Below are 21575 nucleotides of genomic sequence, written 5' to 3' on the forward strand. Positions count from 1 at the left end.
GCTCTATTTTTAGATTTCGCTTAATGTAGAATAAATTATGTAAAAGTGTTTTAGTTTTTATATATAAGCTTTTCATATTTTTACTAAATATTAAAAAACCAAAAATAATGATGAGTGCGGATAAGTTGTCATAAAGTTACAAAATAGAAGTTTGCTATTGATGCATTAAAATGAATCATAAAGTTTTATTTTTGCTTTTTTCTAGTGCAAATACTTTTTTATTTCAATAAAACATGTATTTTATTAATCTGATTTCATGGAAATGGGAAATAATATAAAAAAATATGATTTGGCATAAAATTACTTTTATTTAAGATGCCTGAAAACCAGTTTAGCTTTGCATAGTTTTTGGTTAAAAAATAATCATAACTTTTTTATTTGAAAAGTGGCATGAATTTAGCAAGGTAATTTTTAACCTGAAAATGATTTTTCTTCCGATTTAATTTTTCCGAACGGTAAAATTAAATCAAGTAGATGATTTTTTAATGAAAAAAATTAAATCTGATTCAGGTCAAGAGGAATGGCAGCAGTGTTGAATGCTATGCAAAAGTCTAGTATTTATTAAAAAACGATGATGTGAGTATTAAGTTGAAGTCTATTTTTATTACGGTCACTGTTTTATCCAGTGTAGTTGCATGTATGCCCATGGTTTATGCAAAAACACCAGCTCAAGCTGACAAAGTACTCCGTGTTGCTTTTGAGGCGCCAGATGATGGTTTTGATATGGTTAAAACCTTCAACTACTACAGTGGAAATGTCGCTGATGTTATTTTTGAAAGACTGGTTCAATATGATTATCTAGCAGATCCCGTTAAACTAATGCCTGGAACTGCACAAAGTTTACCGGTCATTGAAAAAAATGGACAGGTGTATACCTTTAAAATAAAGTCAGGTATTTATTTTACGGATGATCCCGCATTTAAAGGTAAGCGCAGGGAGCTGGTGGCTGAAGACTATGTTTATTCCATTAAACGCATTTTAGATCCTAAAAATCATGCTTCATCATTTTCTTTTATTGATAATAAAATTGTCGGTGCCAATGCGCTGATTGAACAGGCCAAGAAAACCGGAAAGTTTAATTACGATGCCAAGATTGAAGGGATCAAGGCACTCGATAAATATACGATTCAATTTACGCTGACGCAACCTGATTATAACTTTCCTTATATTCTGGCTTATAGTTCATTTGGGGCAACTGCACGTGAAGTGGTTGAATACTATAAAGATCGTTTGGCTATGCATCCGGTCGGTACCGGACCCTATATGCTGAGTAAATATGTCCCTCGCAGCAAGATCGAACTGGTTGCCAATCCGGATTACCGGGGTTTTGTCTGGAACTTTAAATCGACGGGCACGGCATGGGACAATCAACTGGTCAAGGAAATGAGCGGCAAGCAGATGCCACAAATCGGCAAGGTCAATATCAGTATTATTGAAGAAGAACAGTCGCGCTGGCTGGCATTTCAGTCCAAGCAGCTCGATTTTGACAAAGTCACCTCAAATGCGATTCCTAAAGTGCTTGATCACAATAATCAACTCAAGCCCGCCATAAAAAAACAGGGGATTCGCCTGTATGCCAATAAAGAGGCCGAGATTACCTATTCGATGCTGAATATGCGTGATCCGGTAGTCGGCGGGAAGAGTCTGGAAAAAATTGCCTTAAGGCGAGCAATCGCAATGTCGTTTAATGTGAATGAATATATTCGCATATTACGAAAAGGCCAGGCAGTGAAGGCTGAAATGCTGGTTCCTGCAGGGATTAGTGGGCATAACCCCGATTACCGCAGTAGCATTGGCTACAATCCTGTATTGGCCAATAAATTACTGGATCATTTCGGTTATAAAAAGGGTGCCGATGGTTATCGTAACCTACCTAATGGCAAAGCTTTAACCTTAAAAATCAATACTGAAAGTGGCTCATCTTCAGTAATGTACTCTGAATTATGGAAGAAAAATCTGGACGCAATCGGGATACGTGCTGATTTTAAAGTCAGTAATTTTGCCGATAACCTAAAAGCGGCCACGCAGTGTCAATATATGATGTGGAGTGGTGCATGGCATGCCGACTATCCTGAAGGGGAAAATTTCACTCAGTTACTGTATGGGCCAAATATTGGGCGTGGCAATCAGTCCTGTTATCAATCTACTGCTTATGACAATTTATATAAGCAGGCCATGCAGCAACCACCTGAAAAACGCATACCATTCTATGAAAAAATGAGTCGGCAAATTGAAGCGGATAATACCTGGATTTTACAGGATACACGGATTCGCAACTGGTTGATTCAACCAGAAGTTCAGGGGTTTAAGGCTCATCCTATTATGAATACCAATTGGCAATACCTTGATATTGCTTCACCAAATCAAAAATAAGTGATGTGTATACGATGAAGCAAAATTTTAAACGTTCTATATCATGTATGGGGTTGGCACTGTTAGTGGGGGCAACATGTGCAAGCGCAGTCAGTACGGCAGTAGCGAAAAGTCCTGCAGATCCTAAAAAAGTATTACGTTATGCCTTCCCTGTGGCGGAAACAGGTTTTGATCCTGTAGCTGTACAAGACCTTTATTCTGCTCATATTTTATATTCAGTCTTTGAAACGCTTTATACCTATGACTATCTGGCATCGCCAGCAAAACTGGTTCCGAATACTGCGGTTGCCTTGCCCGAGGTCAGTGCAGATGGCCTGACCTACACCATACGGCTGAAGAAAGGGATTTATTTTGCTGCTGATCCGGTATTTAAAGGCAAGCCCAGAGAGTTGACGGCAGCTGATTATGCCTATTCCTATAAGCGCTTACTGGACCCGAATTTACGCTCACCGAATAGTTGGTTATTTGAAGATAAAATTGCCGGGATTGATCCTTTAATTCAACAGGCCAGTAAAACCGGAAAATTTAACTACGATCAGCCGATCAGCGGATTACAGACACCAGATCGTTATACCTTGGTGATTCGCCTGAAAGAACCGAATCATAATTTTCCGATGCTGCTGGCCCATCAACCAACGGGAGCAGTCGCCCGTGAAGTGATTGAGCACTACCGGGATAAAACAACTGGCTATGCCATGGCGCATCCGGTAGGAACAGGCCCGTATGTGCTGGCACACTGGACGCCAGGTTCACGGATTATTCTAAAGGCCAATCCTGATTATCGTGGTTTTAGTTGGAACTTTAAGGCAAACACACCAGACGAACAGAAAATCGTCCAGCAGATGCAAGGTAAAAAAATGCCGCAGATCGGAGTGATTGATATTCGTGTTATTGAAGAATCACAATCAGGATGGCTTGCTTTCCAGAAAGACGGTCTGGATTTATTTACACTGGACGGTGAGTTGCCTGCACAAGCCTTACAGCAAGATGGTAGCTTAAAACCCGAGCTGGCCAAGAAGGGAATCCAGTTGTCGCGTATACCCGATCCGTCGATTGATTATCTTTACTGGAATATCCAGAATCCGTTGGTCGGCGGTTTTGGCAAAGATAAAATTGCATTACGTCGTGCCATGTCGATGGCCATTTCCAAAGACAAAATGATTGCGATTCTGGCCAAGGGAAATGCCAAAAAACTGGAAACACCGATTCCTTATGGGGTCGCGGGGCATGATCCTGAGTATAAAAGCAGTATTCCTTATTCGGTCAAGGCCGCCAATCTGTTACTGGATCGGTATCACTATAAGGTCGGGGCTGATGGCTGGCGCAGACTGCCTGATGGCAAGCCGCTGGTGATTGAGTTTATGCCATCCACCAGCAGTGCTCGTAGTATGCAAATGGCCGAGCTATTAAAGAAAGACCTGACCAATATCAAAATTAATATGGTATCCAAGCCTGTGCCTTTCGCGGAAGGTTTAAAGGCGGAAAAACAGTGTAAGACCATGTTTAAAGCCTCTGCCTGGATTGCCGACTATCCCGATGCCGATAATTTTATGCAGTTATTCTATGGTAATAATATTCATGCCACTAACCATACCTGCTTTAAATTACCAGAATATGACCGTTTATATGAACAATCCCTGAAACTGGAAGATGGTCCTGAGCGCGATATGTTATATCGCAAAATGTCACGTCTTTTAGAGTTTTACTCACCCGTACAATTCGTCTCGACCCGTTATCGGACTGTGGTCGCACAGCCTCGTGTGCTGGGCTATAAAAAGCATCCTATCTTGCCAGCCGAGTGGATGTACATTGATATTCAAGACAAGAAATAACCAACACATTAAATTGGAGAGAAAGAATGGCGAAAAAAATATTGAAATTATCGAGTCTGGCTTTGTTATCCATGACGGCCGTCGGCATGAGCCAGAATATCTGGGCTGAAAGAACCACCTTACCTATTTTAAAAACCGCGGCTAGTGCGCAATGGTGTGATGCCAACTTAGAAAAATTACAACAGCGTATTGCTCAACTTGAAAAACAAACAGTAAAACAGCAGTCTGATGCCGCACCAGTCTTGGCTGAGTGGGATCAACTGATGGCAAGCTTTGAAGATTTTGCCGGACCGATCAGCTTATATAGCAATGTTGATCCGGATGCGAAATTGCGTAAAGCTGCTGAAGATTGTGAAGTCAAATTGAACCAGCTGCAAACTGAAATTTATCAGAATCCGAAACTGTATCAACGCATTAAAAATACCACGGCAGCAGATGCCATTGATCGCAAATATCGTCAGGACATCCTCGACGCCTTTGAAGATACGGGGGTGCAATTAGCCCCTGAGAAGCGAGCTCGGGTGAAAACGATTTTTGATGAATTGACCAAACTCTCGCAAGAGTTCTCCCGCAATATCCGTGATAATCCGGAAAAACTGGAATTTACCCCTGCGGAATTAAAGGGTTTACCTGACAGTTATATTGCTGGTTTAAAGAAAAATAACAAAGGTAATTATTTATTAGGCTTTGAATATCCTGAATATCAGCCTTTCATGGAACTGGCAGACAGCGATGCTGCACGTAAGCGTTATCAAACAGCTTTTACCCGTCGTGGTACGGAAAAGAATCTGGTTTTACTGAAACAGATTATCGACTTGCGTTATGAACTGGCGCAGCTGTTTGGTCAGGCTAGTTATGCTGATCTGGCCTTAAAAAAACGTATGGCAAAAACACCAAAAACCGTGAATAGCTTCTTGACGGATGTACATAAAGTGGTTGCACCGCTCGAGCAAAAAGAAGTAGAAGAACTACGGGCGTTTAAAGCCAAAACATTAAACATCGCTTTGGACAAGGCTGACATCAATCGCTGGAATGTGGGCTATTGGAGTGAAAAGCTGCGTAAAGCTAAATACCAGATTGATCAGGAAAAACTGCGTGATTATTTTCCAACTTTAGCCGCGCAAAAATGGCTATTTGCAATTTCTTCAGATCTGTATGGCATTGAGTTTAAACCAGCCAAAGTCGATACATGGCAGGATGAAGTTGAATATTACGATGTGACAGACAAGAAAACCGGCGAAGTGCTGGGTGGCCTGTATATGGATAAATTCCCGCGTGAAGGCAAATATGGTCATGCAGCGGTGTGGGGCGTCTATGGCGGCAGTACTTTAAGCAAGCGTAAACCGATTTCTGTACTGGTCACCAACTTTAACCGCAAAGGTTTAAATAGTGATGAGCTTGAAACCTTTGTGCATGAGTTTGGTCACGCCTTACATGGCATCCTGTCGAAAACCCGTTATTCGGGCCAGTCAGGAACCTCGGTAGAGCGTGATTTTGTTGAAGCACCTTCACAAATGTATGAAGAGTGGGCTCGCCGCAAAGAGACCTTAGCTAAAGTGGCGGATTATTGTGATCCAGCTTGTCCACGCGTAGATGATGCCCTGATTGCCCGTTTGAAATCGGTCCATAATTATGGACGTGGTATGCGTTATGCACGTCAGACCCTGTATGCACAATACGACATGGCTTTGCATGGTGCCGATGCCTTGAAAGTCCAGCCGATGGATGTCTGGAAGAAAATGGAGTCAGCCACGGCATTAGGCTATGTACCCACTACCGAATTTCCAGGCCAGTTTGGGCATTTGATGGGCTATCAGGCTGGCTACTATGGTTATATGTGGTCTGAAGTACTGGCGTTGGACATGTTGTCGGCTTTTGGGGACAACCTGAACAATCCGGTTGTCGGCCAACGCTATCGTCAAACCATTCTGTCACAAGGCAGCCAAAAGGATGCAGCCCAACTGGTGAAAGACTTTTTAGGTCGAGAGCCTGATAACAAAGCATTTTTTAATGAAATTACTGGTCAACGGGTCAAATAAGGATTTGCCATTATGCTTGCTTATGTCGTGCGTAGACTATGGCAAATGATCCCGACCATGTTGGGTGTTATTTTGCTGATTTTCTTTCTATTTAACTGGGTGGGGGGTGATCCTGCATACATTCTGGCAGGAAAGATGTCTAACCCGGAGCAAATCGAAAACATCCGTAAACAGTTGGGCGTAGATCAACCTTACTACGTACAGCTATGGATTTTTATCAAGCAGATTCTGAGCTTTGATTATGGTGTCAGCTGGAGTACCGGTGAATCGGTCTCACAGATTATTCTGACCCGTTTAGGGCCATCACTGACGTTATTGATTCCACTGACGATTTTACAAACCGTAATTTCAATTATCTTGGCACTGGCTGTTGCTTCCGTGCGTGGCTCGCTGACAGACCGTATGGTGATGATGCTGTGCACCATTGGTATGTCGATCAGTATTCTGGTGTATATCATTGTCTTCCAGTACGTTTTGGCCTATCAGCTCAGCTGGTTTCCGGTGCAGGGCTGGAGTGATCATTTCAGTGAAAACCTGTTTCAATACGCCTTATTACCAATCCTGATTATGCTGGTGGTAAGTATTGCACCGACCTTGCGACTGTATCGCAGTTTTGTGCTGGATGAGATTCATCAGGATTATGTGCGTACTGCTCGTGCCAAAGGTGTGGGCGAATCGCGTGTACTGGGTGTGCATGTGCTGCGTAACGCGTCCATCCCGATTGTCACTGAAGTCATGGCAAGTTTACCGGCTTTGTTAATTGGTGCCTTCCTGATTGAGCGTTTTTTTGGCATCCCGGGAATTGGACGGGAAATCATTATTGCGGTAGAGCGTAGCGATTTTCCAGTGATCAAGGCGATTACGGTCTATATCGCTGCAATGACCATGATTTTTAACCTGATCGCCGATCTGATTTATAAGCTCCTCGATCCTCGTGTTCAGTTGAAGTAGAGGAGAGCACAATGCTAAGTACAATTTTTAAAAGCAAAGCATCTTCTGGCGAAGCAACGGCTGCAACAGGATTATGGCAACTGGCATTAAAGCGATTGAAGTCGGATCGTATTGCGGTAGTTTCCTTTATTGTGGTGCTGTTCTATTTCATTCTGCTGGCCTTATCCATGACTGGTGTGATTGCATCGGACTGGAATAAGGAAGTGGCGGTCAGTTATGCACCACCAACGTTTTTAGGTGCAGATGCCGATGCCTCGTCAACTGGGGAAGCGGCGAAGCTTAACGAAGCGCTGCCAGAAAATCCGGTAGACCCATTAAAAGATGTCATCCGCCAGCTCAACAACGAGATACAGAATGAACAGCAAGGCGGTTATGTGGATCATTATGGTGTGATTGATCCTTTGGCGGAAGATATGCAGCAAATTGATCAGCAACTGGGTGGGCATTTGCTTGAACAAAAGCAGGAGTTAAAAGCCACCTTGCCATTTGGGGCCGATAAATGGGGGCAGGATATCCTATTGAAAACCATTAAAGGGGCGGAAACGTCGATTCTGGTCGGTTTATTGTCGGCGCTGCTGGCCGTGGTGATCGGGACTTTTTTGGGGGCGATTGCAGGTTATTTTGGCGGTTGGGTCGATGATATTCTGAACTGGTTTTATAACATTTTTACCTCGATTCCTTATTTGTTGCTGGTCCTGGCGATTGCCGCAGTACTCCAGCAAAAAGGGATTCTGTCGATTGTACTTATTCTCGGTTTGACGGGCTGGACTGGAGTGTTTCGTCTGATTCGTGCCGAATATATGAAACACAAGTCGCGTGAATATGTGCTTGCTGCCAAGGCGATTGGTGTCAGTCATTTACGCCGTATGTTTGTGCATATCTTTCCCAATGTGAGCCATATTGCACTGGTACAGATTTCGATTCTGGTGGTGTCTTTTATCAAATCGGAAGTGATTCTGAGCTTCCTCGGTTTTGGTGTGCCTGTCGGTGTGGTGTCGTGGGGCAGTATGCTGAATGAAGCGCAAAGTGAACTGATTCTGGGGAAATGGTGGCAGCTGGCAGCAGCATCAATGGCAATGGCGATACTGGTCACGGCATTCTCGATGTTTACCGATGCTTTACGTGATGCACTAGATCCTAAGTTGAAATAGCGGAGAGAACAATATGCAACATCAGAATGAAATACCGCTATTACAAGTAGAAGATCTTCGGGTCAGCTTTAAAGGCGAAAATAAACAGTGGATTGAAACCGTGAAAGGAATTTCATTTTCGATCCCTAAAAATAAAACCGTGGCTTTGGTGGGTGAATCCGGCAGCGGTAAATCAGTGACCTCACTGGCGGTGATGGGGCTATTGCCAAAAGGTCAGAGCCAGATTGCAGAACGCAGCCAGATCAAGTTTGAAGGCAAGGATTTACTGCACCTGTCAGCAGGTGAAATCCGGAAAATTTGTGGTAAAGACATTGCCATGATTTTTCAGGAACCCATGTCCTCATTAAATCCGGTATTTACGGTTGGTGATCAGATTGCCGAAGTCCTACGTATTCATCTGGGTATGCGGCGCAAGGAGGCTAGAGCCCGGGTATTGGAATTGCTCCGGGAGGTTGGTATTCCTGCACCTGAAACCAAGATTGATGCCTATCCCAGCCAGCTTTCGGGGGGGCAGCAGCAACGGGTCATGATTGCGATGGCTATTGCCTGTGAACCGAAGCTTTTGATTGCGGATGAGCCGACCACGGCTTTGGATGTGACTATTCAGAAACAGATCATTGATTTGCTAGAGTCATTACGACAACGTCACCAGATGTCGATGTTATTTATTACCCATGATCTGGCGCTGGTTGGGGAAATTGCCGATGAGGTGATTGTCATGCGGCATGGGGAAATTCGGGAATGTGGTCCTGTTGAGCAGGTGCTGGAACGGCCACAGGATGTCTATACCAAAGCTTTGCTGCATTGTCGTCCGCAGTTGGCTTCACGACCTTACCGCTTGCCTGTGACCAGTGACTTTATGAAACAGGAACATGGACAATGGGTTGAAGTGAGCCAGTTATCTGACCTGAATCTCAAACAACGTACTCGTGGTCTGAAGGGAGATGAACAGATTATTTTAGAGGTCAAAGACCTGAAAAAATCGTTTTATAGCCGTAAAGGCTTATGGGGACGAGAGGAGTTTCAGGCCGTGAAAGGGGTGTCCTTTCAACTGGCCAAAGGTAAAACTTTGGGTTTGGTGGGGGAGTCGGGTTCGGGAAAAACCACCATCGGTTTATTATTGATGCGCTTACACCAAGCAACCGGTGGACAGGCATTGATTGGCGGCAAAGACATTCTGGCCATGAGCGAGAAAGAGTTTTGTCAGTACCAACGCAAGATCCAGATCATTTTCCAGAATCCTTATGCCTCACTCAATCCACGCTTTACCATCGGACAGATTTTATTGGAACCGATGCGGATTCATGGTATTGGTCAAAATGACGCCGAGCGTAAGAAAATTGCCTTGGAATTATTAGAGCGTGTCAGCTTGCCTGTGCAGGCTTATGACCGTTATCCACATGAGTTTTCTGGCGGGCAACGGCAACGGATTGCGATTGCACGTTGCTTAACCTTAAAACCTGAAATCCTGATCTGTGACGAATCAGTTTCTGCACTGGATGTATCGGTGCAGGCACAAGTATTGAATTTATTGCAGGATCTACAGGATGAGTTTGGATTGAGCTATATCTTTATTTCACATGATTTATCGGTGGTGAAATATATTTCAGATCAGGTGATGGTGATGAATCATGGTGAACTGGTTGAAATCGCCAATTCGGATGAACTGTATTTGCATCCACAACATGAATATACCAAGAAACTATTGAATGCAATTCCGCAAGGGATTGCCCATCATTAAAATCAAGTCATAAAAAAACGCTCTAATCAGAGCGTTTTTTTATTTCAGACCTCAGGCTTAAAACTTTTTAAAGCCTTTGTTGAAACCAATGGTTTTACGACCATTGTTATTGTTGCTATTGCCGCCTGAACGTTGCTGTGATTGATCTTGTTCATCATCACGGCGCTGTTGACGTAAATATCCACCACGACGTGCAGCCATCGGCTTGTCTGCCATACGTTCGGTACGACGTTTTGCCATGCCGAATAGACCAGTCCCTTGACGTGGTTTTAACTCGACTGATTTGGCTAAATTGTCGATATCGGTTTTATCCAGTTCCATCCAGCGACCGGTACGTAATTCACGCGGTAAAATCACCGTGCCGTAACGGGTACGTAACAAGCGGCTGACTTTCAGGCTTTGTGATTCAAAGATACGACGTACTTCGCGGTTACGACCTTCTTTTACCACCACTTGATACCAGCGGTTGATGCCGTCACCACCAATTTCAGAGAAAGATTCAAATTTCGCAGGGCCATCTTCAAGCTCAACACCTTTGAGCATGTTGTTGCGAATTTGCGGCGTCACTTCACCCATGACACGAACCGCGTATTCACGCTCAACTTCGTTTGAAGGGTGCATTAAACGATTGGCAAGTTCACCATCATTGGTGAATAGCAACAGACCTGTACTGTTGATATCCAGACGACCCACCATGACCCAGCGGTCATTGGCAATTTGAGGTAAATGATCAAATACGGTTGGGCGTTTTTCAGGGTCATTGCGTGAGCAAATTTCACCTTCTGGCTTATAGTAAATCAACACACGACGACGGATTTCGTCTTCAATCTGGAACTGTACTTTACGACCATCGATACGGAGTTCATCACCTGGTTCGATACGTTCACCGACCTGGGCAATACGACCATTGATGCTGACACGACCAGCAGCAATGACTTCCTCCATATAGCGACGCGAGCCGAGCCCGACTCTCGCTAAAACCTTTTGTAATTTTTCACTCATGACAGCACAACCTTAGACATAATGATCAACAGTTCACCTTCTCAAGACTTCGGCGCATGTGCATCGAGAGCCATGAATGCTTCCTTGGCGTTCTGCAGGGGAGGCAATTGACCTAGCGAAGCTAAACCAAAAGCATTTAAAAACTGGGGCGTTGTAATCAACAACGCAGGTCTTCCGGGTAAATCTCTGAAACCGGCTTCTTTAATCCAGTTCCAGTCAAAAAGTGTTCTTAAAATCTGGCTGTTATTAGAGACACCACGAATCTGCTCAATATCGGCACGGGTTACAGGTTGATGATAAGCAATCACTGCGACAGTTTCGAGTAATGAGGGTGATAACTTGGTCGGACGTTCCGGCCAGACTTGTGCAATGATATTGCGATATTTGGCGCGCACCTGAAAACGAAAGCCTTGCACCGTTTCAATCAATTCAATCGAACGGCCATGCTGCAACATCGCCAGTTGCTGCACAAAGGTCCGCAATTGTTGCTTATTATATTGGTTTTGAAAGGCTTCTTTTAGACGGGCAATCGAAACTGGTGAGTCACTGGCGAACAGGATCGCTTCGATTTGTAATAAAACATCGTGGTGAATGTCTTCAAGTGACAGGCTTTCATTTTGTTCTAACTGATCTAGACTCATGCGGCAACTCCCTGAATGGTCAACGGAGCTTCAATACCGGTATGAATAATCTGGATTTTTTGCTGACGTGTGAGTTCAAGTACGGCCATAAAGGTCACCACCATCCCCATACGACCTTGCTGGGGATTTAATAATTCAATAAAACTCAATGCTTCACCTAGGGCAAGCTGACGCTCAATAAAGGCAATCCGTTCTTCTAGCAAGACGGGTTCTTGTGCCACCACATGCGTGATCGGTTCAGGGCGGTTAAATACACAAAATAATGCATCATGTAAGGCGGCGACATCATAGCCTTCATAAATCGGTGCAATATGCCCCAGACTGACATTGGCACTAAAGGTATCGCGCTCGAAGATCGGCATTTGTCCCAATCGTTCGGCAGCCTGTTTAATGCGTAAATAGGTTTCCAGACGGTCAATCAATTCCTGTTTTGGATCTTTTTCAAATTGATCGACAACCGCAGGTTTGGGCAATAACAGACGTGATTTTAGATCCGCCAGAAGCGCGGCCATCACCATATAATCCGCTGTCAGTTCGATATTCAACGATTTCATACTGTCCATATAAGACAGATACTGGGTGGCAATCGGTGAAATATCCACTTGTAATAAATCAAAGCCATTTTTTTGGATCAGGTAAATCAGGAAGTCCAGTGGCCCTTCAAACTGTTCCAGTAGAATTTCAAACGCGGCAGGTGGAATATACAAATCTTCAGGTATGACTTCTTGCCACTCGTCAAGCACGCGAATGGAAGGAGTGGACTCCAAAGTTTGGGGGAGGATTTGGTTCATTACCGTTATAAGCCACGCGAATTTTCAAAAGCATGAAAAGATATAATTTTTGTGCAGGAAAGGCACACGCTACCAAGAGCACGCTCATTCTACTCGAAAACCCAAATTTAATAAATTGCTGACTTACAAAAAACCTTAAACTTCTCAGGGTATTTTTCCTATTTATGTATGATCAGCTAGGTCAGCTAAAAAACTTATGCTTAAATGAGCAGCGAAAATCATGTTTGCTTCTTAATTATAAATTGCCATGAAAAAATATTTAAAAACGCAACAAAATCCATTTGGACAAAGTGTTGGCTTTGCCATTGATCATCAGGCCTGTCTACCCATTGAGCAAAATCTGACGGGGAAATACGTTCAACTACGTCGTATTGACGGTGAAATTTCCGATCATGCTGCCAGTGAAATCTGGCAGGCTGTAGAAACTGAGCCTGATGCGGCATGCTGGACCTATTTACCTTATTCTGCGCCAGAGAGCAAAGCACAACTAAAACAAAGCTTAGACGATTTATTTGGCTTTCAGGGCTCCACCCATTTTCTGATTGAAGTGGATGGCAAAGTTCAGGGCTGGATTGCGCTGTTGAACCCACGACTAAACTATGGGGCGATTGAAATCGGTAATGTGTACTACTCACATCAGATGAAAAAATCCAAAGCCTCGACCGAAACCATATTTTTATTGTTACAACAATGCTTCAAACAGGGCTTTAGGCGGGTAGAGTGGAAATGTGATGACTGCAATGCCCCCTCTAAAGCAGCGGCGTTACGCTTTGGTTTTCAATATGAGGGGCTATTCCGCCAAGACCGCATCACTAAAGGCCGTAATCGTAATACTGCATGGTTCTCAATCATTGATGAGGAGTGGCCGGTACTGCAACAATGCTACTTACAGTGGTTAAATCCATCAAATTTTGATGCCCAGGGATTCCAGAAACAACGATTATCAGACTTTTTTGAAATCTGAGTTGTTGTTCGTCGTTTTAATGAGAAATATTGCGGTATATCACTTCAATGAAAAGAAAAATAATTGTCGGCCTGATGCTGACCTTACCGATTGTTCTGATCGGAAGTTTTTTTGTCTGGAACAATCCTTCTGTTCAAAAAGAACTATTAAGGCAGTATTTAGGCAGATTGATCGTCAGCAAGATTAATCATCGCGCCAACCCGACGGCTTCGAAGTGGAACATGGATATTCACGCCGTTAATTCCTACCCGAAAATTAGGGTGAAGATGAAATTACGGAGTGAAGGTCATAACCCGGTCAGCGCTGCGCAGCTTCAGCAGCAAAGCTGTATCTTTCTAAAAAACTTTCAGACGCTTAAACAAAGCACAAGAACCAAGGTGTACGGGCTTTTAATTGAAGATCGGCTTTCATTTGAAATCGAAATTTTTAATATGTCTGGCCAGAAAATACAAAGTACCCAGCAAGTTCTGGCGCAATGTCCAAACTTTCCTTATGCCTAAGATTTAGAGAGAGCGGGTGTCAGTCCTTATTCAAAAGCACTAACATCACCGACACCACGACGTACGATTTCAGGATTTTCTCCTGACAGGTCGACAATACTGGTGGTCGATAAGGTTCCGAAACCACTGTCAATAAACACATCAATACGTTTACCCAACTGGTTTTCAATATCGTATGGATCATCCAATGGATCTTTCTGTTCTGGCAAAATTAAAGTACTGGTCAGTAACGGTTCACCGAGTTCTTTTAATAAAGCCTGTGCAACAGGATTACTAGGAATACGCAGGCCAATGGTTTTTTTCTTCGGATGCATTAAACGCTTTGGTACTTCGCTGGTCGCAGGCAAAATAAAAGTCGTAACCGCTGGCGTATTGTTTTTCAATAAACGATACATGGCGTTATCGACTTTGGCATAGGTTGCAATATCAGATAAGTCACAACACATAATGGCATATTGATGCTTAGGGCCTAAGCCACGAATTTGTGCAATCCGTTCCATTGCACTTTTATTCCCGATTTGGCAACCAATCGCATAGGCTGCATCTGTTGGATAAACCACAACATCACCCGCACGAATACGCTCAACGGCTTGTGTGATTAAGCGAGCCTGTGGATTCTCAGGATGAATATGTAAATGCAACATCGTTGAACTCCCTGATCTATATGGCTAAATTCAGTATGAAACGTGTTGAGGTCAAGTTGCAAGCACTAGATGTGACAATTTTGTCCTTTAATCAAGGTCTTCACGTTTAAATTCATCGAGTTGTAACGGTCGGCCATGACGGGTACATAGACAGATGTAATGAATAAAATGCGTAGCATCGCGTGGTAACTTGGCTTCACCTGAAAAATAATCTTGTAGCTGAGCAAAAACATGATCTTTAAATTGCTGACCATTACCGCCATCGCCGGTCAAGTTATCTAAAGAGACACGGAACTTTCGGCCAAAAGCCTTTGCAAACAACCATTCAATGGCTTGTGGCTTGATTTCAACCTGTTCAAACAGTGCCTGCTGTTCAGCTGTCCGACCATCTGGCGCATACCAGTATCCCAGATCCGGGAGTAGGCGACGCTGTGCACCCGAGATGCTCCAGTGACTAATTTCATGCAGTGCACTATTAAAGAAACCATGGGCAAACTGGATTCTTGCAGGCTGACCATTTTCCGCCGGGAAATATTCTGGTTCAAAATCACCTTTAACTAGTGTGACATTATGGTGGGAAAACCAGTGATTAAAGTGTAAAATAAGCCAATCGACCTGTTCTGGTTCTGATGTTAACTTTTGCCAAGATGAGCGTTGCACTTGATCTGGCGTTAATGCAGGAGCAGAGGTTGAATGGGTGCTTACAAGTAATGAAGTTGTTACTTCAAGTTGCGGCTGCAACAGGTGCATTGCTTAATTTACCCCGAGTTCTGTCTAAAGAAGTGCAAAATTGTATCTTAATCTTTGACAGAGTACCGATGAATTTGTAGAATTGCCGCCTTAATTATGTCAGCAAATACCTTTCCGGCACAGATTGAGCCGTTTAAATGGGCTGAACAGGGCTTTACATGGTCAGGCACACTGCCATTGTCTCGCTTTGCTCGTATCGCTCGTGAAGCTGTTGGATCAATTAATGATCGATTGATCAACGTAGACTGTAAGCTATCAATGGATGCATATCATCGCATTGTATGGCTGGATGGACGTATTGAAACGAAAGTTCCAATGGAATGCCAGCGTTGTCTGGATACTGTTGAAACTGAACTTGTTTCAGATTTTCATTTGGCCTTGATCGATGATGAGTCACTGATAGAGCGCTTGGATGAGGATGCTGATTTCATCGTTTTAGGTGAAAGCGAGTCTTCGAAAAAAGGTGATTTTGATACACCTGCTTCGATTGATTTGCTCGCACTACTAGAAGATGAACTGTTATTGTTGATGCCTTTATCTCCCAAGCATGATGTTTGTGAGCATAAGCATCGACCTGCCATTCAGGACGTTGTCGAAGAGAAACGGGATAACCCGTTTGATGTTTTGGCAAGTTTGAAGGGTAAACTTAACTCATAATTTGTGATATAATGTTGAGTTAAGACAACTGAATTTGTTTCTGATCCATTTTTTCGATCTTTGTAAGGAGCCATCATGGCCGTTCAGCAAAACCGTAAAAGTCGCTCTCGCCGTGACATGCGCCGTTCACATGACGCTTTAACCGAGAATGCATTATCTGTAGACCAAACTACGGGTGAAACTCATCGTCGTCACCACGTGACTAAAGATGGTATCTACCGTGGTCGTCAATTATTCGCTAAAGCAGCTGATGCTGAATAATTGAACCATATGCATTAAGCGTTAGCTTAAAGTATAGAAAAAATGGGAGCGAAAGCTCCCTTTTTTGTTGTTTTTCGCAATTAAAAAACGATTTAATCAATGGTAAATTGCCGCATCGGAAAAGAGTCTGTTGTCATTCTCATGTAGAATCATGCATGTTGATGAAATTGGCGATAGACCATTTTAAGGATTTTTATATGTCGACTAAGCGACTTGAGCAGGCTGCTCAAGCAACAAAAACAGCATTTGTTTTTCCTGGTCAGGGTTCACAAAAAGCAGGTATGTTGGCTGAACTTGCAGAGCAATTTAGTGTCGTTCAAGACACATTCGCAGAAGCATCGGCAGCACTTGGTTTTGATCTTTGGCATATTGCCCAGAGCGGTGAAGGTTTAGACCAGACTGAAAACACCCAGCCGGTGTTATTAACTGCAAGCATTGCCTTATGGCGTGTGTGGTTAGAACTGGGTGGAATTGTGCCAAAGTACCTTGCTGGGCACTCTTTAGGGGAATACAGTGCGCTTGTTGCAGCAGAAGCGATGACTTTAGCTGATGCGGTTAAACTGGTTCATTTACGCGGTCAATTAATGCAGAGCGCTGTTCCTCAAGGCGAAGGCGCAATGGCGGCAATTTTGGGCCTGGCAGATGACAAAGTGGTTGAACTTTGTGAAAAGGTTTCTGCTGCGGGTCAAGGTTCTGTTGAAGCTGCAAATTACAATGCACAGGGTCAAGTTGTGATTGCGGGTAGCGCTGCATTGGTTCAGCAAGTGATGGCTGAAGCAAAAGAGCAGTCTGGTAAGGCGATTGCATTGCCAGTTTCAGTGCCTTCACATTGTACCTTGATGAAGCCGGCAGCAGAAAAGTTTGCTGAAGCTTTGGAACAAACTGCCATTGAGCTACCATGCCTTCCTGTAATACAAAATGTCAACGCGGAAATCGCGACAGATGTTGCGCAGTTACGTCAGGCCTTAACAGCCCAATTGTACCAGTCGGTTCAATGGACACGGACCATGCAATATCTGCAAGATCAGGGAATCCAGTACATGGTTGAATGTGGACCAGGGACTGTGCTCAGCAATCTTGCCAAGCGATTACCGAACATAGAAAAAGCATTTGCCATTGATAGCAAAGCACGTATGGAAGATGCCCTAAACGCAGTGTTAGTGGCAGAAGGAAAAATTGCATGACACAACAACGAAAAGTTGCGTTAGTGACAGGAGCAAGCCGCGGTATTGGCGCTGCAATTGCACAGCAACTCATTCAAGACGGTTTTTTTGTGGTTGGCACCGCAACTTCTGAAGCAGGCGCGCAAAAGCTGACAGAAAGCTTTGCTGAACATGGTGCAGGTGCTGTACTCGATGTGCGTGATGGTGCTGCGATTGATGCACTGGTTTCAGACATCGAGCAAAAATACGGTTCGGTGCTGGTGTTGGTCAACAATGCAGGCATTACCAAAGATAATTTGTTGCTGCGTATGTCGGAAGATGACTGGGATGACATTCTCAATATTCATCTGAAAGCGGTATACCGCTTATCTAAGCGTGTATTGAAAGGCATGACCAAAGCACGTTTCGGCCGCATTATTAATATTAGTTCAGTGGTTGCTCATTTTGCTAACCCTGGACAAGCGAACTACTCGGCAGCGAAAGCAGGGATTGAAGCATTCAGTCGTAGCTTGGCAAAAGAGATGGGGAGCCGTCAGATTACAGTGAACAGTGTTGCACCTGGTTTCATTGCCACTGAAATGACTGATCAGTTAAGCGAAGAGATTCGTAAAAAAATGACTGATCAAGTAGCTTTAAATCGTCTAGGCGAACCTCAAGATATTGCTGATGCAGTGAGTTTCCTTGCCAGCGATAAGGCGAGTTACATTACTGGTACAGTTTTACACGTAAATGGTGGTCTATACATGGCCTAACTGGCGATGTATAAACTTTTAAAAATTTTTATATTCAATTAAACTAGTGGCAAATTAAAACGCCACAAGCAATGAGGAGAATTCCTGTGAGCGATATCGAACAACGCATCAAACAAGCTGTAGCTGAACAATTAGGTATGCGTGCTGAAGAGATTAAAAACGAAGCATCTTTCATGGATGACTTAGGTGCTGACTCTTTAGATTTGGTTGAACTTGTAATGTCTTTCGAAAACGATTTTGACATCACGATTCCAGATGAAGATTCAAATGAAATCACAACTGTTCAATCTGCAATCGATTACGTAACTAAGAAACTTGCTTAATCAGCTTGCATGATAAAAAAGCCACCGTCAGGTGGCTTTTTTATGGGCTATTGAACAAGAGCAGAAAATATCCTGAGTTTTAGTGGATATACATATATTTACAAGACCGCTTTAAATTGAAACTCGAGTGATTATTTTTTTCGGTATAACTAAAGTAAGTCTATTTTGACGATTTGAGATTAATAATTACAGAGGTAATAACAATGGGTCTTTTTGATTTTGTTAAAGGTATCGGTAAGAAAAATACAGCACCAGCAGAGCCACAAGCTGCGCCAGCAACACCAGCTGAACCATCAGCTCAAGAGATTGCAAATAAGTTATTAGGTTTGATTAAGAGTTTGGGTCTAGGGGTTGAAGGTTTGTCTGTGACCTATAATGGCAGCACAGATACCGCAACAATTAAAGGGCAGGTAAAAAGCCAGGCGGATAAAGAAAAGATCGTATTGGCGGTCGGAAACACAGATCATGTTGCGAAAGTGGATGATCAGATGACCGTGGAAACACCGGAACCAGAAAGTAAATTCTATACCGTGAAATCAGGCGATAACCTGTCGAAGATTTCAAAAGAATATTATGGCGATCCGAACCAGTACAACAAGATTTTTGAAGCGAACCGTCCGTTACTTAAAAATGCAGATGATATTTTCCCGGGTCAGGTTTTACGTATTCCACAGTAATCTGATGGAACTAAAAAAGGCGCTTGATGCGCCTTTTTTAATGAAAATTTTTTAAAAAAACCACCGGTTTCTGCAGCGCTTAAAAGCGTTTTGGAATCTTTTGCCCATTAGGTACAGGGGTTTCTGCCTGTTTCAGTACGCCAAACAACCAGGTTTCGGCATGTTGAACGGCAATTTTTAAAGAATCACCCAGTGCCAGACGTCCTGCAATGAAGCTTGCCAGAGAGCAACCTGAACCGTGATATTGACCTTCTAAGCGTGGACAGCGGCTTTCTGCAAGCATTTTTCCATCTGCATAAAGCACATTACGGATATGATCAGGCGTATCTTCATGGCCGCCTTTGACCAATACTGCTTTTGCACCCATTTCAAACAGTTTTTGCGTGGCTTGTTCAATATCTTCCAGACCCGTTAAAGCTCTTAATTCAACCGTGTTGGGCGTGATTAGCGTCGCTAAAGGAATCAATTCAACAAAGGCTTTGACTAATGTGGCTTGGTCACCCAATGAACCGCCGCTATTTGCGACTAAAACGGGGTCTAGGACATACAGATAGTCTGGATGGGCGCGCAAGAATTCAGCCAGTGCAGCAATATTATCGGTTGTGCCCAGCATGCCTGATTTTACACATTTAATCGGCAAGTCACCGACCACGGCATTGGCCTGTGCAAGGAGCAATTCTTTTGAGGTTGCTTCAAAGCCAAATACTTGCTGCGAGTTTTGGATGGTTAATGCGGTACAGGCAATGGCAGCATGCGCACCACTTTGTCCAATTGCTTCAATATCTGCCTGTAAGCCAGCACCGCCAGATGGATCTAAACCTGAAAAACAAAGCACGGTCGGACGCACTGCAATTTCCTTTTAGTCTTCAATATACGGTAGTATAGGGAAGTTTCGAGAAACTCTCGACTCTGTTGTGTAAGGCTGCAAGAGATTGAACGAATGACGATCAAAAATATTCTCATCGATTTAGACGGGACGCTGACTGACCCTAAAACAGGAATTCATGGTTCAATTCGTTTTGCTTTGCAAAAGTTAGGTCAACCTTTGACTGATGACGTGGATCTGGACTGGACCATTGGCCCACCCTTAAAAGCATCTTTGGCAAAATTACTCAATACCCGGGATGATGAATTGGCTGAGCAGGCATTACTGGCTTACCGTGAGCGGTTCTCAGTCACAGGCTTATTTGAAAATGAAGTTTATCCGTCAGTCGCAGAAACCTTGCAGCAATTACAGGCAGAAGGCTATCGATTATTTCTTGCCACCGCCAAGCCTGTAGTCTTTGCCAAACAAATTTTGGCTCATTTCAAGCTGGATCAATATTTTACCGCTATCTATGGCAGTGAGCTAACCGGTGAGCGGACCAATAAAGCGGACTTAATCGCCTATATTCTTGAGCAAGAACATCTCGATGCCCAGCAATGTATCATGGTGGGGGATCGCCAATATGATATTATTGGTGCGCGTGCTAATGGAATTGAAACCATTGCGGTTAATTATGGTTATGGTCGGGCAGAGGAACTGGCTCAGGCACAGCCGGTAACGCAAATTTCTCAATTTAGCCAGCTCATTGAAACGGTGGCTGAACTGAATGCAGAACGTAAGGTTTCTTAAAATCCAGATAATAAAACCAGGTAATAAAAAAAAGCCTCGAAAGATCGAGGCTTTTTTTATTTTAATTAAATATTGTGTTTGAGACGGTATTGCACCAGTTCTTCAATGCTAATCACGGTCAAGCCATGGGTCTGTGCATAAGCTAATACTTGAATACCAGACGCCATAGAACCATCCGGGTTGGTCAGTTCACATAATACGCCAGATGGTTTTAAACCTGCCAAACGCGCCAGATCAATCGTACCTTCGGTGTGACCACGACGGGTCAGAACACCGCCTTCGCGTGCACGTAAAGGGAACACATGACCTGGACGGCTTAGATCACTCGCCACAGCCCCATCTTTGGTGGCTGCCAAAACAGTGGTGACGCGGTCTTTGGCCGATACACCTGTGGTTACGCCTTGAGCTGCTTCAATGGTCACAGTAAACGCAGTTTTAAACTGGCTTGAGTTATCCACGACCATCGGGGGAAGTTCTAAATGATCTGCCAGCGCTTCAGTCAAACATAGGCATACAATACCTGAACCATCCCGGATCATTTGCGCCATGGTTTCAACAGTCAGTGTTTCGGCTGCAATAATCAGGTCAGCTTCGTTTTCACGGTCGAAGTCATCCATCACCAACACAGGTTTGCCTTGGCGGATATCTTCTAAAGCTTGTTGAATACGTTGTTCAGCAGGGGAAAGGGCTGAGAAGAAAAGTTCGGGTTGAATTAAACTAGACATAATGAAACGCTCTCGTAAATAGG

At 43.7% G+C, this 21575-nt stretch carries 22 protein-coding genes; 15 read left to right on the forward strand and 7 right to left on the reverse strand.

What is annotated here, in order from left to right; genetic code table 11:
• Positions 1-588: 588 nt before the first annotated feature.
• From ACINWC323_RS17370 to ACINWC323_RS17345, 6 genes are read left to right on the forward strand one after another with little or no spacing between them, the layout of a single operon-like run.
• Entirely contained in the window at positions 589-2373 is a 1785-nt protein-coding gene (locus tag ACINWC323_RS17370; protein WP_009507105.1) for an ABC transporter substrate-binding protein, read from the forward strand.
• Positions 2374-2387: 14 nt separating this feature from the next.
• Positions 2388-4205, forward strand: coding sequence for an ABC transporter substrate-binding protein (locus ACINWC323_RS17365; RefSeq protein WP_009507079.1), 1818 nt, complete (start codon positions 2388-2390; stop codon positions 4203-4205).
• 26 nt (positions 4206-4231) lie between these two features.
• On the forward strand, positions 4232-6244 hold the full coding sequence (locus ACINWC323_RS17360) for a M3 family metallopeptidase (protein ID WP_009507060.1): 2013 nt from the start codon (positions 4232-4234) through the stop codon (positions 6242-6244).
• 12 nt (positions 6245-6256) lie between these two features.
• The gene (locus tag ACINWC323_RS17355) at positions 6257-7195 is read left to right on the forward strand and encodes an ABC transporter permease (RefSeq protein ID WP_005229006.1); all 939 of its coding nucleotides are present in this window, start codon (positions 6257-6259) and stop codon (positions 7193-7195) included.
• An 11-nt stretch (positions 7196-7206) separates the two neighbouring features.
• On the forward strand, positions 7207-8346 hold the full coding sequence (locus ACINWC323_RS17350; protein ID WP_009507127.1) for an ABC transporter permease: 1140 nt from the start codon (positions 7207-7209) through the stop codon (positions 8344-8346).
• 13 nt (positions 8347-8359) lie between these two features.
• Positions 8360-10087: an ABC transporter ATP-binding protein gene (locus tag ACINWC323_RS17345; protein WP_009507075.1), complete on the forward strand. Its 1728-nt coding sequence runs from the start codon at positions 8360-8362 to the stop codon at positions 10085-10087.
• Positions 10088-10144: 57 nt separating this feature from the next.
• Here ACINWC323_RS17345 and rluB read toward each other — a convergent pair whose 3' ends face one another.
• From rluB to ACINWC323_RS17330, 3 genes are read right to left on the reverse strand one after another with little or no spacing between them, the layout of a single operon-like run.
• Positions 10145-11089: a 23S rRNA pseudouridine(2605) synthase RluB gene (gene rluB, locus ACINWC323_RS17340; protein ID WP_005229009.1), complete on the reverse strand. Its 945-nt coding sequence runs from the start codon at positions 11087-11089 to the stop codon at positions 10145-10147.
• A 41-nt stretch (positions 11090-11130) separates the two neighbouring features.
• Positions 11131-11730, reverse strand: a complete 600-nt coding sequence (scpB, locus tag ACINWC323_RS17335; protein WP_009507121.1) for an SMC-Scp complex subunit ScpB — start codon at positions 11728-11730, stop codon at positions 11131-11133.
• The gene (locus ACINWC323_RS17330; protein WP_005229011.1) at positions 11727-12521 is read right to left on the reverse strand and encodes a segregation and condensation protein A; all 795 of its coding nucleotides are present in this window, start codon (positions 12519-12521) and stop codon (positions 11727-11729) included. The genes scpB and ACINWC323_RS17330 overlap by 4 nt, the downstream gene beginning before the upstream one ends.
• A gap of 247 nt (positions 12522-12768) precedes the next feature.
• Here ACINWC323_RS17330 and ACINWC323_RS17325 point away from each other — a divergent pair, with 247 nt between their 5' ends.
• Positions 12769-13485: a GNAT family N-acetyltransferase gene (locus tag ACINWC323_RS17325; RefSeq protein WP_009507147.1), complete on the forward strand. Its 717-nt coding sequence runs from the start codon at positions 12769-12771 to the stop codon at positions 13483-13485.
• Positions 13486-13532: 47 nt separating this feature from the next.
• A complete protein-coding gene (locus tag ACINWC323_RS20325; RefSeq protein ID WP_009507095.1) occupies positions 13533-13985 on the forward strand; it encodes a hypothetical protein in 453 nt (150 codons plus the stop codon).
• A 26-nt stretch (positions 13986-14011) separates the two neighbouring features.
• On the opposite strand, the gene ACINWC323_RS17320 is transcribed toward ACINWC323_RS20325, so the two are convergent.
• Together ACINWC323_RS17320 and ACINWC323_RS17315 are read right to left on the reverse strand one after the other, a co-directional pair.
• Entirely contained in the window at positions 14012-14629 is a 618-nt protein-coding gene (locus ACINWC323_RS17320) for an L-threonylcarbamoyladenylate synthase (RefSeq protein WP_009507046.1), read from the reverse strand.
• Positions 14630-14716: 87 nt separating this feature from the next.
• Complete coding sequence (locus tag ACINWC323_RS17315) at positions 14717-15379, reverse strand: elongation factor P hydroxylase (protein ID WP_009507150.1); 663 nt, start codon at positions 15377-15379, stop codon at positions 14717-14719.
• A gap of 96 nt (positions 15380-15475) precedes the next feature.
• On the opposite strand from ACINWC323_RS17315, the gene ACINWC323_RS17310 reads away from it, so the two are divergent.
• The 6 genes from ACINWC323_RS17310 to lysM all read left to right on the forward strand — a co-directional run bounded on the left by ACINWC323_RS17310 (position 15476) and on the right by lysM (position 19212).
• Positions 15476-16036 (forward strand): YceD family protein, encoded by a 561-nt coding sequence (locus ACINWC323_RS17310; protein WP_005229015.1) that lies wholly within the window; start codon positions 15476-15478, stop codon positions 16034-16036.
• A gap of 75 nt (positions 16037-16111) precedes the next feature.
• A complete protein-coding gene (gene rpmF, locus ACINWC323_RS17305; RefSeq protein WP_004638135.1) occupies positions 16112-16297 on the forward strand; it encodes a 50S ribosomal protein L32 in 186 nt (61 codons plus the stop codon).
• Between the two features lie 197 nt (positions 16298-16494).
• Positions 16495-17481 (forward strand): ACP S-malonyltransferase, encoded by a 987-nt coding sequence (gene fabD / locus ACINWC323_RS17300; protein WP_005229016.1) that lies wholly within the window; start codon positions 16495-16497, stop codon positions 17479-17481.
• Complete coding sequence (gene fabG / locus ACINWC323_RS17295; protein ID WP_005229017.1) at positions 17478-18212, forward strand: 3-oxoacyl-ACP reductase FabG; 735 nt, start codon at positions 17478-17480, stop codon at positions 18210-18212. The genes fabD and fabG overlap by 4 nt, the downstream gene beginning before the upstream one ends.
• Positions 18213-18298: 86 nt before the next feature.
• Complete coding sequence (gene acpP / locus ACINWC323_RS17290) at positions 18299-18535, forward strand: acyl carrier protein (protein WP_005229018.1); 237 nt, start codon at positions 18299-18301, stop codon at positions 18533-18535.
• A 203-nt stretch (positions 18536-18738) separates the two neighbouring features.
• Entirely contained in the window at positions 18739-19212 is a 474-nt protein-coding gene (gene lysM / locus ACINWC323_RS17285) for a peptidoglycan-binding protein LysM (protein WP_005229019.1), read from the forward strand.
• A gap of 79 nt (positions 19213-19291) precedes the next feature.
• On the opposite strand, the gene ACINWC323_RS17280 is transcribed toward lysM, so the two are convergent.
• Positions 19292-20059 carry a hydroxymethylpyrimidine/phosphomethylpyrimidine kinase gene (locus tag ACINWC323_RS17280; protein ID WP_009507133.1) on the reverse strand — a complete coding sequence of 256 codons (768 nt, stop codon included), beginning with the start codon at positions 20057-20059 and terminating at the stop codon, positions 19292-19294.
• Positions 20060-20152: 93 nt separating this feature from the next.
• Between ACINWC323_RS17280 and ACINWC323_RS17275 the strand changes: the two genes are divergently transcribed.
• Positions 20153-20827, forward strand: a complete 675-nt coding sequence (locus ACINWC323_RS17275; RefSeq protein ID WP_009507145.1) for an HAD family hydrolase — start codon at positions 20153-20155, stop codon at positions 20825-20827.
• A gap of 65 nt (positions 20828-20892) precedes the next feature.
• Here ACINWC323_RS17275 and ribB read toward each other — a convergent pair whose 3' ends face one another.
• Complete coding sequence (gene ribB / locus ACINWC323_RS17270) at positions 20893-21552, reverse strand: 3,4-dihydroxy-2-butanone-4-phosphate synthase (protein WP_005229021.1); 660 nt, start codon at positions 21550-21552, stop codon at positions 20893-20895.
• Positions 21553-21575 lie beyond the last annotated feature (23 nt).

The sequence above is a fragment of the Acinetobacter sp. WC-323 genome (genome assembly GCF_000314615.1).
Lineage (GTDB): Bacteria > Pseudomonadota > Gammaproteobacteria > Pseudomonadales > Moraxellaceae > Acinetobacter > Acinetobacter courvalinii.

Bases quoted from the DNA above. Each gene is read 5' to 3' on its own strand.
- ACINWC323_RS17360 (WP_009507060.1), top strand. From the start codon at position 4,232: ATGGCGAAAAAAATATTGAAATTATCGAGTCTGGCTTTGTTATCCATG.
- ACINWC323_RS17365 (WP_009507079.1), top strand. From the start codon at position 2,388: ATGAAGCAAAATTTTAAACGTTCTATATCATGTATGGGGTTGGCACTG.
- ACINWC323_RS20325 (WP_009507095.1), top strand. From the start codon at position 13,533: ATGAAAAGAAAAATAATTGTCGGCCTGATGCTGACCTTACCGATTGTT.
- ACINWC323_RS17350 (WP_009507127.1), top strand. From the start codon at position 7,207: ATGCTAAGTACAATTTTTAAAAGCAAAGCATCTTCTGGCGAAGCAACG.
- ACINWC323_RS17320 (WP_009507046.1), bottom strand. From the start codon at position 14,629: ATGTTGCATTTACATATTCATCCTGAGAATCCACAGGCTCGCTTAATC.
- fabD (WP_005229016.1), top strand. From the start codon at position 16,495: ATGTCGACTAAGCGACTTGAGCAGGCTGCTCAAGCAACAAAAACAGCA.
- scpB (WP_009507121.1), bottom strand. From the start codon at position 11,730: ATGAGTCTAGATCAGTTAGAACAAAATGAAAGCCTGTCACTTGAAGAC.
- ACINWC323_RS17345 (WP_009507075.1), top strand. From the start codon at position 8,360: ATGCAACATCAGAATGAAATACCGCTATTACAAGTAGAAGATCTTCGG.
- fabG (WP_005229017.1), top strand. From the start codon at position 17,478: ATGACACAACAACGAAAAGTTGCGTTAGTGACAGGAGCAAGCCGCGGT.
- rluB (WP_005229009.1), bottom strand. From the start codon at position 11,089: ATGAGTGAAAAATTACAAAAGGTTTTAGCGAGAGTCGGGCTCGGCTCG.
- lysM (WP_005229019.1), top strand. From the start codon at position 18,739: ATGGGTCTTTTTGATTTTGTTAAAGGTATCGGTAAGAAAAATACAGCA.
- ACINWC323_RS17355 (WP_005229006.1), top strand. From the start codon at position 6,257: ATGCTTGCTTATGTCGTGCGTAGACTATGGCAAATGATCCCGACCATG.
- rpmF (WP_004638135.1), top strand. From the start codon at position 16,112: ATGGCCGTTCAGCAAAACCGTAAAAGTCGCTCTCGCCGTGACATGCGC.
- ACINWC323_RS17315 (WP_009507150.1), bottom strand. From the start codon at position 15,379: ATGCACCTGTTGCAGCCGCAACTTGAAGTAACAACTTCATTACTTGTA.
- ribB (WP_005229021.1), bottom strand. From the start codon at position 21,552: ATGTCTAGTTTAATTCAACCCGAACTTTTCTTCTCAGCCCTTTCCCCT.
- ACINWC323_RS17330 (WP_005229011.1), bottom strand. From the start codon at position 12,521: ATGAACCAAATCCTCCCCCAAACTTTGGAGTCCACTCCTTCCATTCGC.
- ACINWC323_RS17325 (WP_009507147.1), top strand. From the start codon at position 12,769: ATGAAAAAATATTTAAAAACGCAACAAAATCCATTTGGACAAAGTGTT.
- ACINWC323_RS17310 (WP_005229015.1), top strand. From the start codon at position 15,476: ATGTCAGCAAATACCTTTCCGGCACAGATTGAGCCGTTTAAATGGGCT.
- ACINWC323_RS17275 (WP_009507145.1), top strand. From the start codon at position 20,153: ATGACGATCAAAAATATTCTCATCGATTTAGACGGGACGCTGACTGAC.